This window comes from Frankia sp. R43 (assembly GCF_001306465.1).
Classification (GTDB): domain Bacteria; phylum Actinomycetota; class Actinomycetes; order Frankiales; family Frankiaceae; genus Parafrankia; species Parafrankia irregularis.
The window spans coordinates 1224233-1240942 of sequence record NZ_LFCW01000001.1; the positions used below are offsets into that span (position 1 = coordinate 1224233).

Below are 16710 nucleotides of genomic sequence, written 5' to 3' on the forward strand. Positions count from 1 at the left end.
CAACGAGCCCCCAGTGGGCGGCTCCCGCACACAACGCACTGTCACAATCGGCTGGGAGACGCGGGATACCAGGCGTCGACGGGCAGCGAGTGACGAGCGACGGGAGGCATCAGTGGCCGGCCGAACTCACCCCCGCCCCAGCGGCGGCCTGGAGAACGAGGTCGTCGCCTGCCTCGCCGCCGCCGACGGGCCGATGACCGCGGCCCAGGTGCAGGCCGAGCTGGGTGATGACCTGGCCTACACGACCATCCTGACGACGCTACGACGCCTGCACGAGAAACAGGCGCTGACCCGCGTCCCGCGGGGCCGGGCCTACGCATACCAGCTGGTCGGCAGCCTGTCGGAGACCCAGGCCGGGCTCACCGCCCGCCAGATGCAGAAGCTGCTCGACGCCGGCACGGACCGCGCCAGGGTGCTCTCCCAGTTCGTCGGAACCCTCGACGAGGACTCCGAACGCATCCTGCGGGAACTGCTCGCCCGCCACCCCGGACCCGACCAGGCGACGCCGGCATCCGACGCGCAGGAACGGGCGCCGCAGTGACCAGAATCGCCGTCGTGTTCGGGTTGATCATGATCCCGGTCGTGGTCGGCCTCGTCGGCGGTCTGGCCGCGCCGCGCGCGGCCCGACTGCTCCCGCCGGCAGCCGCGACCGTGCTTCTCACCACCTTCGCGGTTACGGTGTCGCTGGCCACCGAGACCGGGCTGTCGTACTCCGCCTATCTCAGTACCGTTGCCGTCTTCCCCGCCGCGCACCCGAGCGACTGGTCCATCCCGGTCCTGCGCGCGATGCTGCCGGTTCCGAGCATCGTCGGCCTGGCCGTGGGCGCGCTGGCGCTCGTCCTGCTCGGTCGGGCCGGCGTCCACCTGATCCGGGTGGTGATGGCCGCACGCCGGACCACGGCCGCGGTCAGAGCATTCCCCGCCGTGGGCGAACTGGCTGTCGTGGACGACGATGACGCGCACGCCTATGCGGTTCCGGGCCGCCACCGCCGCGTCGTCGTCTCCACCGGCATGCTGCGCCTGCTGACCGGCCCGCAACGCCGGGCGCTGCTCGCCCACGAGCAGGCCCACCTCCGTCATCATCACCACCGCTACGCACAGCTGACCCGCCTCGCCGCCGCGGCCAGTCCCCCGACGGCGATGGTGACCCGCGCCGTCGACCACGCGATCGAGCGGTGGGCCGACGCCGCCGCGGTCCGCGCGGTGGGCGACCCGTCCACCGTGGCCCAGGCGCTGGGCCTGGCCGCGCTCGCCCGGCCCGCGGTGCCGCCCCACCTGCTCGGTGCCGCCCACGACCACGTCGTCGACCGGGTCCAGGACCTTCTCGAGCCGCCGGCCCGCCGGACCTGGGCGGGTGTTCTGCTTACGGTCGCGACCCTGGTGTGCTGGGCCAGCACGGTCGCGGTCGTCCTCTACCTGCACGGCATCGTCGAGGTCTCCGAGGCCGCGACGGGCGGCTGACCGACGGCACCGCACAGCACGGCACAGCCGCACATTCGCACAGCGGCGCGCGCTCACACCGAACTCACATCGCCGCCGGCCTACCGTGCGGTCACGGATCGACGGGTACCCGGCCCCGTCGCCGGACTCGCGGGAGGCACTCGGCAGTGACCGGCATCGCATCGAACACGCTGGCCCTGGGGCCGGGCTTCATCAGTGCGGACAGCCTGGCAAAGGCCGGCCTGGCCGTGGTCCTGCTCGTGGTCTTCGCCGAGTCCGGCCTGCTGGTCGGCTTCTTTCTGCCCGGCGACTCGCTGTTGTTCACCCTCGGCCTGCTGATCTCCCGGGACGAGGTGTCCACGCCGCTGTGGCTCGCCTGTGCCCTCGTCGGCACCGCCGCGGCCCTGGGTGACCAGGTCGGCTACCTCTTCGGCCGGAAGGCCGGCCCCGCGCTCTTCCGCCGCCCGGACTCCCGCCTGTTCCGCCAGGAGTACGTCGACCAGGCACACGGGTTCTTCGAGAAGCACGGCCCGCGGTCGATCGTCCTGGCCCGTTTCGTCCCCATCGTGCGGACCTTCACCCCGGTCATCGCGGGCGTCAGCGCCATGCACTACCGGATCTTCGTCGTCTACAACATCGTCGGCGCCGTCCTGTGGGGCTGCGGCGTCACGATCCTGGGATTCTTTCTCGGCAAGATCGACTTCATCCGGCAGAACGTCGAGGCGATTCTGCTTCTCGTCGTCGCGATCTCGGTCATCCCGATTCTGGTCGAGGTTCTGCGCGCCCGCCGCCGGAAGGCCGTGGCAGCCCGCCCGGAATCTCGGGAGCACGCCGTTCGCGGCGACGCCGGGTGACCGATCTCAGCGATCTGGATCTATACACAGAATCCAGAGCCGCGGCCTTCCACAGCCACTCCCGCCGCTCCTGCCGCTCCTGCCACTCCCGCCGCCACTGCCGCTGCCGCTGCCGCTGCCGCCAAGCAAGAAGTGAGGATTTCGGCTGCCGCAACAACCGAAATCCTCATTTCTTGCGGATCACCGAGTGACGCCGTGTCCCGCCTGTCGCTATTGGCATGAATTTCTGACACCGTGTGGCGGCGCGGAATCTCCGGTGGGTCACCGTGCGGCGGTCCGTGCTCACCCCGCGCCGCCCGCCAGGTCGATATCGACGACCCCGGATCCGCCATTTCCCGGGATCGGGATTTCGACAGGCACCCCCAGCCACCAGTCTCCGATCTTTCCCGGCAGCGACGGGTAGCCGGGACGCTCGCCCACCGACGGACTCCGACCTTGGATCGTCGGTGGGCGACGCTCTACCTGGGAGATCGTGGGAAACCGTGAAGACACGAATGCCGTCGGGCCGGGCGACGAACTGTGCCCAGCCGGCGTCGCCTGACACATCACCCCACCCCACAGGTCCACTGACACCCGGACCGCGAATGGGCACAAGGAAGGATCCCGAAAGGGCGATCCAGCTCACTTCGCGAACGAGGTGACGCGAGCCACCGACAGCGTCGACCTAAAAGTGCCCGGCTTTCAGAGAATTCACATCTTCGGCGGGCAGGGTTAGTTACGTCCCTCGTTTGAGACGACGTCCGGGCCAGCTGGCGGACGATGAAACCTTCCGGCGGTGACGATGATCTTCTCCACAGTCGCGGATTCCCAGGTTCCGGACCGGCGGGCCGATGCCGAGATGACGAGATGCCCCGGTCCACGGGCATCCGCGCACACCCGAGCAGGCACGCGTTCCCGGGCAGGCGTGCAGGCCGCGGGTTGGATAGTGCTCACCATCGCCTGCTACCTGCTCAGCGAGATCGGTGAGATGGCCTCGGTGCCAGCACCCCAGCTGGTGGTGTCGCTGGCCGTCGGAGCGGCCCTCGCCGTCACCGGGTTGGTGCACCGCCAGGTGCCGGCCTCCGCCGCCCGCTCGTCGCACGCGGTGCTCGGGGCGCTCATGGGGTCGTATCTCGTCCCGTCGCAACTGGCATCGGCGGCAGGCCAGGCGCTTGCGCTGACCGTGGTCACCGCTGCCACGGTGGCCGTCTGCGCCGGGGTCGCGGTGCTGATCGCGTACCGGACCAGGACCCGCCCGGTGGATGCGGTCCTGGGCCTGATCCCCGGCGGGTCCGCGGCGATCGTCGCCTACGCGGAGGACCTCGGTGCGGACAGCCGCGTGGTCGCCTTCGCCCAGTACCTGCGGGTCGGGCTGGTCGCTTTCTCCGCCCCGATGGTCGTGCTGGCGCTGCATGGGCCGGGCGCCGGGCACACCACCCCCGGGTCGTTTCCGAATCTGTCCCATCTGGTCGACTCGTCGCATCAGCTCGCCGGCCTGGCCACCCTGCTGTTCATCTGCGTGGCCGGCAGCCGCGTCGGGCGGGGCTGCCGGCTGCCGGCGCCGTCGCTGCTCGGGCCGATGCTGGTGGCTGCGGCCGTGCTGGCCACCGGTATCGCCCCCGGGTTCGCTCCCGCGGGCCCGCTGCAGGACGTCGTCTGGGTCCTCGTGGGGCTCGAGGTCGGCCTGCGCTTCACCCGCCCGTCCATCCGGCACATCGGGCACCTCATACCGCACCTGTTCGGCGGCATCGTGGTGATCTGCCTGGCCTGCGCCGGTTTTGCCTGGATCCTGGCCGGCCTGGCCGGGGTGCCCTTCCTGGAGGCCTACCTCGCCACCACCCCCGGCGGCATCAACGCCGTCCTCTCGACTGCCGCGGCCACCCACACCAACGTCCCCGTCGTCGCCGTCGTGCAGAGCCTGCGGCTGTTCCTCGTCGTGCTCCTCACCCCGCTGGCCATCCGGTGGGCGGCGCGCCGGATGACCGGACGGTCCGCCGAACGCACCGACGTGCGGAACGGTGCGGATGATCACCGGCGCTGAAACGCTGAGGTGCTGAAGCGCTGAGGTGCTGAAGCGCTGAGGTGCTGAGGTGCTTAGATGCCCGGACGCCGAGATGCGCCTGCCGCCGAGGGGGCTCGGCTGGTCGGGTCAGGATGCGCTGGCCGGCGTCACTCCGGCGGCCTGGTGCGGGCGTGTCCGCGGCTACTTCGGCTGGTGCGGCGGGTCGGGCGGGTCCGGTCGGTCCCGCCCGACCCAGGTGAGCAGGGCGGCCAACGGCGGCAGGAAGACGCAGGCCAGGACTGCCACCAGCAGCCATCCGGCGAGAACGTCGGTGGGCCAGTGCACGCCGAGGAGGATCCGGCTGATCCCCACGGCGAACGCCCACAGACCCGGGAGGACGACAGCGGCGACCCGGGTGGTCCGACGCCTCGCCCGGCGGTACAGCACCGCGGCAAGACCGGCGGCGACCAGGGCCGAAGTGGTGGTGTGCCCGGACGGGAAGGCGAAACCCGAAGGGTGGGTCATCCAGTCCGCGAGCGGTGGTCGTGCCCTGCCGACAACGGTCGCCAGGGACGTCCGGAGCAGCTGAGCCATCAGCAACGCCGCGGGCCCGACGACGGCGCCCAGCCACCACCGTCCACGTCGTCCCACCGCGACCGCGCCGGCGACCGCGGCGAGACCGTACGCGCAGGCACCGACCCCGGTGTCGGTGACCGCGACGGCGATGTCGGACAACGTGGCGCTGCGGTGGTCCAGCGCCCAGCGGTGCCACCTGGCGTCAAGCGCGAACGGCTTTCCGTTTCTGCTGACGACCGCGTACAACAGCCCGGTCAGCAGGAGACCCGACATACCGGCCACCAGGCGGCGCGCGGTTTCGGTGCGGGTCCGCTCCGGTCCGGGTGCGCCCGCCGACAGATCGGATGCCGAGCTCACCAGCGGCCCCTCCCGGTCGTTTCGGGCGTGGCACGCACGCTCGACCGAAGACTGCTACAGCCGACATGTACGGACGATGTGAAACACATACCGCCTTTCTCCCCGCGCGGTCGCAGCACCCTGCCCCTCGGCGGCAGGCCGGCCCCACCGCCTGCGGCCGCCTCCTGCCTGCCGTCGCATTCAGCGGTGCTTCAGGCGTCCTCGGTCACGCTGCGGTCGTCGCGGTCACGCGGCTGAGGTCAGGACGACGACGAAGGGCTCCAGGCAATGACTCGACGGAAGAAGATGATCATCAGCGCGGCGGGAAGCGCGCTGATCGCCGCGATGGTGGGCGGCGGTGTGACCGCGGCCTCGGCATCGGGCGGCGGTGACGACAACGCGACTCCCATCACCGGGCCCGCGCTGGAGCAGGCCAGCGCGGCCGCGCTGGCGTACACCGGTGGCGGGAAGGTGACCGAGACCGAGGTCGGCGACGAGGACGGCTACTACCAGGTCGAGGTCACCACACCCGACAAGGCAGTCGTGGATGTCGCCCTGGACCGCGACTTCACGGTGATCGGCGCGGTCGCGGACACCGAGACCGGTCCCGACGACCCCGCGGACTCCGAAGGTCCCGAGGACCCCACGGACGACGTCGCCGGGTGACCGTCGCCGGGTGACGTCGAACCGGTCCGCTGATCCCCGCCCTCGCGAGGGGCGGGGATCAGCCCCCCGCGGCGGGGGCGGCCGCCCCTGGCACCGCCGGCAGGGGAAAGCACACGACGAACCGCGCCCCGCGCCCGCCGACACACCGGGCGGGGGTGACACCGCCGTAGGCCTCGACGGCGACGGCGGCCTCGACCGCAATGTCGCCGTCCCGAAGATCGTGATCGGCGTCGTCGAGCTGGATGGTCGCGCCATGCCGCTGGGCGATCTCCTTCGCGATCGCGAGCCCGAGCCCGGTGCCGGTCCCGCGGGTGCGGGCGGTGTCCAGGCGGGTGAACCGGTCGAAGATCCGCTCGCGGTCCTCAGGCGGCACCCCTGGTCCGTCGTCCGCCACGACGAACACCGCGGCGGTCCCGGTGGTACGGACAGCCACGGTGACTGTCGACCTGGCGTGGCGTTCGGCGTTCTCCAGCAGGTTGCGCGCCAGCCGCGCGACCTCGTCCCGCCGGCCGTGGACAGGGGCCGCCGACACACCGGAGACATCCACGGCCACCCGGCGAAGCGAGCGCAGCCGGGCGGCCTCCGCCATGACGACGTCGTCGAGATCCAGCAGGTTCATGGCGTCCCGGCCAGGCTGGCTCCGCCTGTTCTCGGTGCGGGCGAGGAAGAGCAGATCCCGCACCAGGCGCTCCATCTGCCGGCTGCCGTCGAGCAGCTCGTCCGCGGTCGACGGCCAGTCCGCGGAGTCCGGATGGGCCAGGGCGACCTCGAGGTGGGTCCGGAAGGCGGCGAGCGGGCTCTGCAGCTCATGGGCGGCGTCGGCGACGAACCGCCGCTCCCGCTCGGCCGCGGCGTGCAGCCGGTCGAGCATGTCGTTCATCGTCGACGCGAGCTGGGCGATCTCGTCACGCGCGAGCGGCACGGGTACCCGACGCCCGCCGATGTCCCCGGTGATGTCCGCGACCTCGGCCCGGATCGCCTCCACCGGCCGCAGCGCGCGGCCGACGACCAGCCAGGTGCCCGCGGCCGCCAGCGCGACCAGCGCCGGCAGGCCCGTGACCAACGCCCCCTGCACCGTGGTGACGGCTTCCTGAACGGTCTCCACGCTGCTTCCGACATAGATGACCAGGTCGTGTTCGCCGTCCGTGGCGGCGGGCACTCGCAGCGCCCAGATCCGGTACTTCTCGGACTCCCCGCCGGACGTCCACAGGACGGTCCGCACGGCCGGATCGGAGCCGTTCGGCTCGAACGAGGTCAGCCTCGGCTGGCCCAGCACCTTCTCGCTGGCCGCGCGCACCCGGCCGGAGCTCTCGACCACCTGCGCCACATCGTCATCACCGGGCACCGGGACGACCTGGGGAACCGCATTCGCCTCGACCATCGTCGCCAGGTCACGCAGCCGGGCACGGTCGGCGTCGTCGTGCCCTCGGACCAGCGACCTGTTCAGGGTGAGAAGCAGCCCCGCGGCGCCGGCCGCGAGGGCGGTGGCAACCACCAGGGTCGCCACCGCGGCGGCCCGGGCGCGAACCGTCGCCCGCCGACGCCACAGGCCCCGCATCTCACCCGCCGGCCGGGTCGACGCGGTAGCCCACCAGCCGCACGGTCTGCAGGGCGCCGCGGCCGAACGGCTCGTCCACGCGGCGACGCAGCTGACGGACGTAGACCTCCACGATGTTGGGGTCGCCGTCGAAGGCGAAGTCCCACACCTGCCCCAGGATCTCCCGCTTGGAGATCACCTGGCCTGGCCGGCGCATCAGGCATTCCAGCAGGGCGAACTGCCGCGGGGTCAGCTCGATCGGCGTCTCGCCCCGCCACGCCTGGTGCGACGCGGGATCGAGGCGCAGATCGCCGGCGGTCAGCACGACCGGCCGCTCGCGGGCCCCGCGGCGCATCAGCGCCCGCAGGCGTGCGACCAGGACCACGTAGGAAAACGGCTTGGTGAGGAAGTCGTCGGCGCCCGTGTCGAGTGCCTCCGCCTCGTCCAGCTCCCCGTCCTTGGCTGTCAGCATCAGGATCGGCGCCCAGTTCCCGGCCTCCCGCAGGCGGCTGCACACCGTGTAGCCGCTCAGACCGGGCAGCATCACGTCCAGCACAATCGCGTCGTAGCGGTGTTCGGCGGCCCGCCACAGCCCGTCGGGGCCGGTCAGGGCGACGTCGACCGCGAACCGCTCCGCCTCCAGGCCCCGCTTCAGCGCACGTACCAGGCTCGGGTCGTCATCCACCACGAGAATCCGCACGGCGGTCAGGGTTCCGCGTGGCGGCTGAATCCCGCCTGAACGAGCCGGCGGGAACGCGGCCGCGACGGGTCCGTCCCACCCGGGCGAACCCCGTCACGCGGCGGCCTGGTGGGCATGCTCAGGCGGGGCTCTCGTCGGTCCCGGGGCCGGGGATCCCGACGTCGGGGGGCTGGCTGGTCGGGAGGGTGAGGGTGACGACGGCGCCGCCGTCGGGATGGTTGCTGGCCGTGGCGGTCCCGTGGTGTGCCTGGGCGGTCGCGGCGACGATGGCGAGCCCGAGCCCGGTCCCGCCGTGATCCCGGGTGCGGGCGCTGTCGGACCGGCGGAAACGTTCGAAGGCGTGCGGGAGGAAGTCGGGGGGAAAGCCCGGGCCATGGTCGCGGACCTGCACGGCGACGGCCGACCCACCCTCGGCCAGGTGGGCCGCCACCTCCACGGCGGTGCCGGGTGGAGCGTGCCGGATGGCGTTGGCCAGGAGGTTGTCGACAGCCTGGCGCAGCAGGTCGGGCTCGGCGTCGACGGTCAGGATGCGGTCGGCGTCCGTCCGGATCGTGACGTCCCTGGTCTGCGCGTGGCCGGCCGCCGCCCGGCTGGCCCGGTCGAGCAGGTCACCGACGGACAGCCGGCGCGGGGTGATGATGCCGCTGTCCATCCGGGCGAGCGTGAGCAGGGATTCGGCGAGCCGGATGAGACGGTCGGTCTCCTCGGCGGCGTTGCCGACGGCTTCGACGAGGTCGTCACGGGTGCGGCCGGGGCGCCCGGCGAGGTCGAGCTCGGCCTTGAGGTTCGTCAGCGGGGTGCGCAGCTCGTGCCCGGCGTCGGCGACGAAGGCCCGGTCGCGGGCTCGGGCGGCGTTCAGCCGGCGCAGCAGGTCGTTCATCGTGGTCGCCAGGGCCGCGATCTCGTCCCGGGTGGCGGGGACGTCCAGCTCGGCGGCGCTGTCGGACTCGCTGATGGCGGCGGTCTGCCGGCGCATCCGGTCGACGGGGCGCAGCGCAGCACCCGAGAGGAGCCAGGCCGCGAGCCCGGCGAGGGCCACCGTCGGCGCCGTCGCCGCGATCATGATGTTGCGGATCCGGTCCTCGGCGGCGTCCACGAGGTCGGTCTCCGTCGCCACCACCAGGATGTTCTGCTGCTGGGCGGTCTGCTGTCGTACGGTCTGCCGCGGCGCGGAGGGCAGCGGCCCGGCCAGCGCCCGCACGTCCTGTTCGTCATCGTCCGTCCCCCGGTGCCGCTCCAGCTCGAGCGTGAGCGAGGTCAGGCCCGTGCGGGCGGCCGCCACCTGGTCCCGGTCGAGCAGCGGCTCCGAACCCGCGACGTCGGTCGAGGCGATGACGGTGCCGTCCGGGCGCAGGAGCTGAGCGGGCCCGGCTCCGGCCTCCTTCAGCTCCGTCGCCGGATCGGACGCCTCCGGGAGCTGGGCGGCGAGGATCGAGAAGCGGGTGCGCAGGCTGGCGTCGACGGAGTTCTGCAGGTCGTTGCGCAGCAGCAGGTAGAAGAGCACGCCGGCGGCGACGAGCACGAGCGAGGTGCCGAGCGCGAACAGCAGGGTCAGTCTCACTCGCAGTGGCACGAACGACGCTTCCTCTGTGATCTTCCGATGTCCGGGCGGAATGCCGGCTCCCCACGATGATGACCAGGACGGCGGGCGCTCACGCGGCCAGCGCGCCGGTGGCCAGCAGCCCGAACAGGGCCAGCCCGACCACGATCCGGTAGGCGACGAAGACGTCGAACGAATGCCGGGCCACATACCGCAGCAGCCAGGCGATGGAGGCGTAGGCGACGGCGAAGGAGACCACGGTGCCGACCACCAGCGGCAGTACGGAGACACCGCCGCCGACCGCGTCTTTCAGCTCGTACAGCCCGGCGCCGGTCAGCGCCGGAATCGACAGGAAGAAGGACAGCCGGGTGGCTGCCACCCGGTCCAGGTCGCGGACCAGCGCCGTCGACATCGTCGCCCCGGAACGGGAGAACCCGGGAAAGAGCAGGGCCAGGATCTGGGACGACCCCACGGCCATGGCATCGGTGAGATCGATGTCGTCCTCACCCCGTTTGCGCCGGCCGAACCGGTCGGCGAACCACATGAAGGCACTTCCGGCGAGCAGCGAACCCGCGACAATCCACAGCGAGGCCAGCGGCCCGTCGATCAGTGACTTGGCGGCCAGCCCGACGGCGACCACCGGCAGCGTCGCGTAGAAGATCCAGCAGGCGAACCGGAACTCGTGGTGCTGGCGCAGCTCCCGGTCGGTCAGCCCGTGCACCCAGGCGGTCGCCAGCCGGCGGATGTCGGTGAAGAAATAGACCAGCACGGCCCCGATCGCGCCCACCTGGATGACCGCCGTGAAAGCGACGACCGACCGCTCGTCCACGGGAAGGCCCATGACCCCCTCGGCAATCTTGAGGTGACCGGTGGAGGAGATCGGAAGGAACTCCGTCACGCCCTCGACGACACCGAGAACAAGGGCCTGCCCAACACTGATGGCACTCACTGGTCGCCTTTCCTGGCGAAATCGGGCGCGGCTGCGGTCGCGCCGGTGGCGGCGATGGTCGCGCCGGTGGCAGCGGCGGCAACGGCCGCGCGGTGACGGAAGTGCACGTTAGGACCGGGATCATGTGAGGACGATGTGATTCGTCCGTGCCCGGAGGGAGGCGCCGCGGCGCCCGATGGGTCAGTCCGTCCGGGCGCTGGTCCGCAGCCGGTAGCCGGCCCCGCGCACCGTCTCCAGCTGCGTCGTACCAAAAGGCTTGTCGATCTTGCGGCGGAGATAGGCGATGTACTGGTCGACCACGTTGGAGGTTCCGTCGTAGGCGAAGTCCCAGACGTGTTCGAGGATGGCAGTGCGGCGCAGCGCCTCACCGGGGTGGCGCATCAGGTATTCCAGCAGCGCGAACTCCTTCGGCGACAGGTCCAGGGGGACACCGTCGCGGCTCGCGGTGCGCGCGGCCGGGTCCAGGCGCAGCCCGTCGACGTCCAGGACGACCGGGCGCTCGTGGGCACCGCGCCGGATCAGGGCCCGGATGCGGGCGGACAGCTCGTCGAAGCTGAACGGTTTGGCCAGGTAGTCGTCGGCACCCACATCGAGCCCGCGGACGCGGTCCGTCACGGCGCCGCGGGCCGAGAGCATGAGCACCGGTGCCCAGCGCCCCGCGGCGCGCAGCCGCCGGCAGACCTCGAACCCGTCAAGGCTCGGCAGCATCAGATCGAGCACGATCACGTCATAGGTGATCTCGGTGGCCTGCCACACCGCGTCGGCGCCGTCCGCGACGACGTCGACCGCGAACCCCTCCTCCGCCAGGCCCCGGCGCAGCAGCGCGGCGGTACGCGTCTCGTCCTCCACCACCAGCACCCGCATGACCGAACGATAGGTCGCCGCGAATTTGAGTTCGATGTGAGCTCGATGGATGTGAGCTCGACGGGAGCGCCACAGCGCCCACAGGACCTCAGCACCTCAGGGCCTCAGCGCCACAGCGCCTCAGCACCACGGGGCCTGTGGCGGGTGCCCGCGGCGGGTCTGGCAGCGCCCGGCGCGATGGCCGGCCGCGGCGATCAGCCGATCAGCCGGTCAGCCGGCGGCGGACTCGGACGCCTGGTGGTCGACGTCCCATTCCCGGGGCTCGGCCGGGTCGGCAGGCGGGCTTCCCGGAGGCAGCAGCGCGTACCAGCCCACGTCGTGCCAGCGGCCGGCCTTGTGGCCGACCGCGGGGTAGACACCGACCGGCCGGAACCCGAGCGCGGTGTGCAGGCCCACACTGGCCTCGTTCGGCAGGGCGATACCGGCGAACAGGGTCACATAGCCGAGCGTGCGCACCTCGTCGATCAGCCGGGTGTAGAGCAGCCGGCCGAGCCCGCGCCGGCGCTGCCGGCCGGCGAGGTAGATCGAGACATCGGCCGACCAGCGGTAGGCCGCGCGCTCCCGGTGCTGGCTGGCGTAGGCGTAGCCGGCGACCTCGCCCTCGATCTCGGCGACGAACCAGGGCATCAGCGGCCGCGCGGTCATGCGGGCGCGCATGACCTCCTCGCCGGGCACCTCCACCTCGAAGGTGATCGGTGTCTCCAGCACGTAGGGCGCGTAGATGGCCCGGATCGCGGCGGCGTCGGACAGCCTCGCCGGCCTGACCACCGCCTGCGAACGGCCCGCCGGGATCGCCCCGCGGGTGACGCCTGTCATGACGCCGGCCGGAGGCGGTTCGATCGATGCACCCGCCCGACCAGGCGGACCGCGTTGCGGGCTCCGGGGTGGCTCAGCTGATGCGGCACACCGACATGAAACCAGGCGGATCGGGCCCCGCGCCGCCGTCGTTCAGGTACCGGCCTGCGGGCGCAGGTCGGTCAGCAGGCCGGTCAGCGCTGACCGTTCACGGTTCACGTCCGGATGCGTCGAGCGGAGCGCGCGCAGGGCCGTGTCGATCCTGTCGTCGATCACGGTCCAGGCGGCGCCGTCTCGCGGCTTCAGGCGGGCCTCGGCGTTGTCCCACGCGGTCTCGAGGTCACCGATGCGGGACGTGGCCGCCGACTGATGGCCGGCGTTCAGGCGGTCCAGCGTGTCCTGAGTGATGATCGCGAACTTCGAGAGGTCCCCGAGGGGCGAGAACGGTGCCGTCTGACCACCGCCGGAGGCCTGACCACCGACCGAGGCCAGGCCCGACGTGTCGGACTCCAGCGCGGACCTGCGCAGGAAGTATCCCGTCCCCGCGGTGACGAGCACGAGGGAGACGACGACGATCGTCTGCACCAGGCCGCCCCGCCCCGGCCTCGCGTCGGAAGCGGAACCCGAGCCGGCCCCGGCCGAACGGGCGGCCGGGGCGGCCGGAATGACGTCCGCTCTGGTGACCGAGAAATAGACGACGATACCGATGATGCCGGCCGTGAAGATCAGGCTTGTCACTGTCGCGCCCAGGCCCAGACCGCCCACGTCCGGAGACTGGGAGAGATAGTCGCCGATCGACGCGCCGAGCGGTCTGGTCAGAACGTAGACGAGCCAGAAGGCGAGAACAGGATTGAGCCCGTTTCGCCATCCGGCCGCGAGGGCCGCGATCATTGCCATCATGATGACTCCCGTCATCAGGTAGCCGACCCCCAGCACCTCGGCCATGAGATCGCCGGTCGCCGTGCCGAGCGCGAAGGTGACCAGAACGGCCAGCCAGTAGAAGGCCTCACGCCGTGCGGTGAGGACGGAGTGAATCGAGAGGGTTCTTTCGACCAGGTACCACGCCAGGAAGGTGAGCCCGAGCAGACCGCCGAAGACCAGGGTGCTCGTTTCCAGGGGAACGCCGAGATTGTCCGTGAGACTGTCGGTCACCAGCGTGCCGAACACGCTCACCAGCGCCACCGCGAGCCAGTACGTCACCGGCACATAGCGGCGGGCGGTGAACTGAACGATCAGGGCACCGACGAGCAGAACCCCGGTGACGACGGATGTACCCGTCAGGCCGAGACCGAGGTTGACGTTGAGGAAGTCGGCGGCTGATTCACCGACCGTCGTGCACAGTACCTTGATGATCCAGAAAAGGGCGGTCACCTCCGGGACCTTGCTGAGCCGTTGACGGACCGGCGCGGGAGATTGGTCCGCGCGGGCCAGGCTGCGCTGTCTGGTCATTGGTCTCTTTTCTGGTCCGCCACGCCGGCGATGGAGCACGGCCGGTCATCCGGTCGGGGTGTCTGTGTCACCGACAGCCTGCTCATCGCTTCGTGTAAGGAAGATGTGACGGATCTGGGCGGGCCGCGCGCCGTGACCGGTCGCACCCTGGCAGCTGTGCCACCCAAAGGACCCGCGACCCAAAGGACCCACAACGGGTCTGGCCAGGTTCAGCGGGCTGCCGGAACGCGCGGCAGGGCGGCCGGGACGGATACGGCACCCTCAGGCGCTTGTCGACCTGGCCGGTCGGAGAGGTAGTCTGTCTGCGTCGCTCTGAGTCTCGGTATGTGGCCTCAGGCGGCGTCGTGGTCCCGTCTTCGTGTGGGAGCACGGCGAGCGCACGGTGATCGATCAGGCCACATTGCGCTCATCCAGGTCAAGAGTGCCAGCGTCAAGTCCGGGCTTGCTGGCCGGCAACCCTCCTCCGCGGCGGGGTGCCCCCGGTTGTGACCAGGCCGCGTCCGGGTGTCGGGCGTGGCAAGTGCGGACCCTCACCGGGGTCCGATGGACCCGAAGGAGTCACGGCTGTGCCGTCTGTTCAGCCTGCCCTTGACCATCCCGCCGCCCGCGCCGCCGCCGCGCCCGCCGCACAAACCGTTCCCGCCTCTCGCACCGCGCCCGCGGCCTGGGCCACGACCACGGCGCGGGCTGTCCCGGCCAGGTTCCGCGACCGTCAGGTCCTGCCGCCCTCGGCTGGCCCGGCGGCAGCCGGCGCGGGGCACGACGCGCTGCTGCCCGTCGTCGGAGCCGATCTGGACGTCCCACTGGTCGGCGGTGGCCGCGTCCGGCATGTGAACCTCGACTACGCGGCAAGCGCGCCCAGCCTCGTCGCTGTGGCCGACCAGGTGGCCCGGCTGCTGCCGTACTCGGCGAGCGTGCACCGCGGAGCCGGCTTCGGCTCGCAGGTCTGCACCACGGTGTACGAGACCGCTCGCGACGAGGTGGGCCACTTCCTGAGTGTGCGCACGGACGACACGGTGGTGTTCACCCGCAACACCACCGATGCGGTGAACCTGCTCGCGCGCTGCGTCGCGCACGCGGTGGGCCGGGCCGCCCGGGTGGTGGTTCTCGATCTGGAACATCACGCGAACCTGCTGCCATGGTCGGCGGTGCGCCGGGAGGTGGTGGAGTCCCGAACGACTCCGGAGGAGACGCTGGACGCGCTCGCCGCGGCGTTGCGCGCCGAGCCGACCGCGCTGCTCGCGGTCACCGGGGCCTCCAATGTGACCGGGGAGCGGCTGCCGCTGGCCCGGCTCGCGGCCGTCGCCCATGACGCCGGCGCCCGCCTGTTCGTCGACGCGGCCCAGCTGGCCCCGCATGCCCGGATCAACCTGGCCGGCCTCGGCATCGACTACCTGGCGCTTTCCGGCCACAAGCTGTATGCCCCGTTCGGGGCGGGGGCGCTGGTCGGCCGGCGTGACTGGCTCGATGCCGCTCCGCCCTACCTGGCCGGTGGTGGCGCGGTCCGCGAGGTCACACCGGACTCCGTCACCTGGGCGGACGCGCCGGCGCGGCACGAGGCCGGCACCCCGAACCTGCCCGGCGTGGCGGCGCTGGCGACCGCCTGCCGCACACTGGCGCAACTGCCCGCGGAGGCACTCGCCGCGCACGATCTGGCACTGCGGCACCGCCTGGCGGACGGGCTCGGCGCCCTGCCCGGCGTGCGGGTGCTGGCCTGCTGGCCCACCGCCGGCACGGACGGGACGCGCGCTCCGGTCGGTGTCGTCACGTTCACGCTCTCCGGGCATCACCCGGACGCCGTCGCCGGGTATCTCGCCGCCGAGCACGGCATCAGCCTGCGCGCCGGCCGGTTCTGCGCGCATCCGCTGCTGCGGCGGCTCGGAGCCCCCGGCGGCGCGCTGCGCGCCAGTGTCGGCGTCGGTTCGACCACCGCCGATGTCGACCAGCTCATCGAGGCACTGGACGAATACCTGACCGAAGGACCCCGCTGGCGTTACGCGTGTGGCCCGGGCGGCTGGGCTCCGACTCCGGACGATCGGGCACTGCCCGAATGGGCGGCATCGACCTCGGCCGCCCGGGCGCCCGCCACCCTCCCCTGCGGCACCTGATCTCCGGTCTCCCCCGCGGGGTGAGCGGACAGGGTGAGCGGACAGCCCAACGCAGGTTTGCCAGTTCGGCAAACAATGTTGGAGGACGGACGCACCCTGGGCGAGAGTGGCCGAATGATCGACAGACTGACCGCCGAATCGCCCGTGCCCGCACCCGACGTCGCCTCGCCCGACGCCCTCTCCCCCGCCGATGGCTATCTCGGGAACCTCGCGGTGCAGGCGGAGTGGGACCGGAGGTACGTCGAGCGGGAGCAGCTGTGGAGCGGGCAGCCCAACGGCGCGCTGGTGGCCGAGGTCTCCGGGCTCACGCCCGGACGGGTCCTCGACGTCGGCTGCGGCGAGGGGGCGGACGCCGTCTGGCTCGCGAACCGCGGCTGGGACGTGACCGCGCTCGAGGTCTCGGGTGTGGCGCTGCGGCGAGCGGCCGAGCACGCCCGTGACGCCGGTGTCACAGTGCGATGGGTGCACGCCGAGCTGACGGAGGCAGCGCCGGCAGCGCTGCCTCCGGCGTCCTTCGACCTCGTCTCCGCGCAGTACCCGGCCCTGCTGCGCACCCGCGACGCCGCCGCCGAACGGGCCCTGCTCGCCGCCGTCGCGCCCGGCGGCCTGCTGCTGCTCGTGCACCACGCCGGCATGGACGTCCAGCCGGTGCACGACGGCGGCTTCAACCCGGCCGACTACGTCTGGCCCTCGATGGTCGCCGCGCTGCTCGACGACGACTGGGTGGTGGAGTGCGACGAGCAGCGCCCACGGATCGCACCCGAGGGCGGTGCCGGTGCGCACCACACCGACGACGTGGTGCTGCGTGCCCGCCGGCTCCGTTGAGCCGCACCGATCCGTCTGACAATTAACAGGGATAGAAACGATCCCGAGCCACTTGGCGATCCGCAAAAAGTGCGGGATTTCGGTTGCGGC

The 16710-nt window shown here is 71.8% G+C and carries 16 protein-coding genes and 1 riboswitch; of the genes, 7 read left to right on the forward strand and 9 right to left on the reverse strand.

Annotated features, from left to right (window positions below; all coding sequences use genetic code 11):
- The first annotated feature begins 112 nt into the window (after nucleotides 1–112).
- The 3 genes from ACG83_RS04580 to ACG83_RS04590 all read left to right on the forward strand — a co-directional run bounded on the left by ACG83_RS04580 (nucleotide 113) and on the right by ACG83_RS04590 (nucleotide 2294).
- A complete protein-coding gene (locus tag ACG83_RS04580) occupies nucleotides 113–541 on the forward strand; it encodes a BlaI/MecI/CopY family transcriptional regulator (RefSeq protein WP_054564856.1) in 429 nt (142 codons plus the stop codon).
- Nucleotides 538–1461 carry a M56 family metallopeptidase gene (locus ACG83_RS04585; RefSeq protein ID WP_054564857.1) on the forward strand — a complete coding sequence of 308 codons (924 nt, stop codon included), beginning with the start codon at nucleotides 538–540 and terminating at the stop codon, nucleotides 1459–1461. The genes ACG83_RS04580 and ACG83_RS04585 overlap by 4 nt, the downstream gene beginning before the upstream one ends.
- Nucleotides 1462–1607: 146 nt before the next feature.
- Nucleotides 1608–2294 (forward strand): VTT domain-containing protein, encoded by a 687-nt coding sequence (locus ACG83_RS04590; RefSeq protein WP_054564858.1) that lies wholly within the window; start codon nucleotides 1608–1610, stop codon nucleotides 2292–2294.
- A gap of 282 nt (nucleotides 2295–2576) precedes the next feature.
- Here the strand turns inward: ACG83_RS04590 and ACG83_RS45235 are convergent, their stop codons facing one another.
- A complete protein-coding gene (locus ACG83_RS45235) occupies nucleotides 2577–2714 on the reverse strand; it encodes a hypothetical protein (RefSeq protein ID WP_158230760.1) in 138 nt (45 codons plus the stop codon).
- 418 nt (nucleotides 2715–3132) lie between these two features.
- Here ACG83_RS45235 and ACG83_RS04595 point away from each other — a divergent pair, with 418 nt between their 5' ends.
- Nucleotides 3133–4314: an AbrB family transcriptional regulator gene (locus ACG83_RS04595; RefSeq protein WP_161934724.1), complete on the forward strand. Its 1182-nt coding sequence runs from the start codon at nucleotides 3133–3135 to the stop codon at nucleotides 4312–4314.
- 162 nt (nucleotides 4315–4476) lie between these two features.
- Here ACG83_RS04595 and ACG83_RS04600 read toward each other — a convergent pair whose 3' ends face one another.
- A complete protein-coding gene (locus tag ACG83_RS04600; protein ID WP_054564859.1) occupies nucleotides 4477–5208 on the reverse strand; it encodes a phosphatase PAP2 family protein in 732 nt (243 codons plus the stop codon).
- 285 nt (nucleotides 5209–5493) lie between these two features.
- On the opposite strand from ACG83_RS04600, the gene ACG83_RS04605 reads away from it, so the two are divergent.
- Nucleotides 5494–5853: a PepSY domain-containing protein gene (locus ACG83_RS04605; protein ID WP_200931269.1), complete on the forward strand. Its 360-nt coding sequence runs from the start codon at nucleotides 5494–5496 to the stop codon at nucleotides 5851–5853.
- Nucleotides 5854–5911: 58 nt separating this feature from the next.
- On the opposite strand, the gene ACG83_RS04610 is transcribed toward ACG83_RS04605, so the two are convergent.
- The 7 genes from ACG83_RS04610 to ACG83_RS04640 all read right to left on the reverse strand — a co-directional run bounded on the left by ACG83_RS04610 (nucleotide 5912) and on the right by ACG83_RS04640 (nucleotide 13609).
- Nucleotides 5912–7411, reverse strand: a complete 1500-nt coding sequence (locus ACG83_RS04610) for a HAMP domain-containing sensor histidine kinase (RefSeq protein WP_054564861.1) — start codon at nucleotides 7409–7411, stop codon at nucleotides 5912–5914.
- 1 nt (nucleotide 7412) lies between these two features.
- A complete protein-coding gene (locus tag ACG83_RS04615) occupies nucleotides 7413–8090 on the reverse strand; it encodes a response regulator transcription factor (protein WP_054564862.1) in 678 nt (225 codons plus the stop codon).
- 118 nt (nucleotides 8091–8208) lie between these two features.
- On the reverse strand, nucleotides 8209–9663 hold the full coding sequence (locus tag ACG83_RS04620) for a cell wall metabolism sensor histidine kinase WalK (protein ID WP_054564863.1): 1455 nt from the start codon (nucleotides 9661–9663) through the stop codon (nucleotides 8209–8211).
- A 79-nt stretch (nucleotides 9664–9742) separates the two neighbouring features.
- The gene (locus ACG83_RS04625; RefSeq protein ID WP_054564864.1) at nucleotides 9743–10579 is read right to left on the reverse strand and encodes an undecaprenyl-diphosphate phosphatase; all 837 of its coding nucleotides are present in this window, start codon (nucleotides 10577–10579) and stop codon (nucleotides 9743–9745) included.
- A gap of 180 nt (nucleotides 10580–10759) precedes the next feature.
- Nucleotides 10760–11443 (reverse strand): response regulator transcription factor, encoded by a 684-nt coding sequence (locus tag ACG83_RS04630; RefSeq protein ID WP_054564865.1) that lies wholly within the window; start codon nucleotides 11441–11443, stop codon nucleotides 10760–10762.
- A gap of 210 nt (nucleotides 11444–11653) precedes the next feature.
- The gene (locus ACG83_RS04635; RefSeq protein ID WP_054564866.1) at nucleotides 11654–12259 is read right to left on the reverse strand and encodes a GNAT family N-acetyltransferase; all 606 of its coding nucleotides are present in this window, start codon (nucleotides 12257–12259) and stop codon (nucleotides 11654–11656) included.
- Nucleotides 12260–12391: 132 nt separating this feature from the next.
- Nucleotides 12392–13609, reverse strand: coding sequence for a hypothetical protein (locus ACG83_RS04640; protein ID WP_235497637.1), 1218 nt, complete (start codon nucleotides 13607–13609; stop codon nucleotides 12392–12394).
- A gap of 491 nt (nucleotides 13610–14100) precedes the next feature.
- A riboswitch (SAM riboswitch) is annotated at nucleotides 14101–14216 on the forward strand.
- A gap of 37 nt (nucleotides 14217–14253) precedes the next feature.
- Between ACG83_RS04640 and ACG83_RS04645 the strand changes: the two genes are divergently transcribed.
- A complete protein-coding gene (locus tag ACG83_RS04645; RefSeq protein ID WP_063792976.1) occupies nucleotides 14254–15795 on the forward strand; it encodes an aminotransferase class V-fold PLP-dependent enzyme in 1542 nt (513 codons plus the stop codon).
- 114 nt (nucleotides 15796–15909) lie between these two features.
- Entirely contained in the window at nucleotides 15910–16620 is a 711-nt protein-coding gene (locus ACG83_RS04650; protein ID WP_054564868.1) for a bifunctional 2-polyprenyl-6-hydroxyphenol methylase/3-demethylubiquinol 3-O-methyltransferase UbiG, read from the forward strand.
- Nucleotides 16621–16710: the final 90 nt, after the last annotated feature.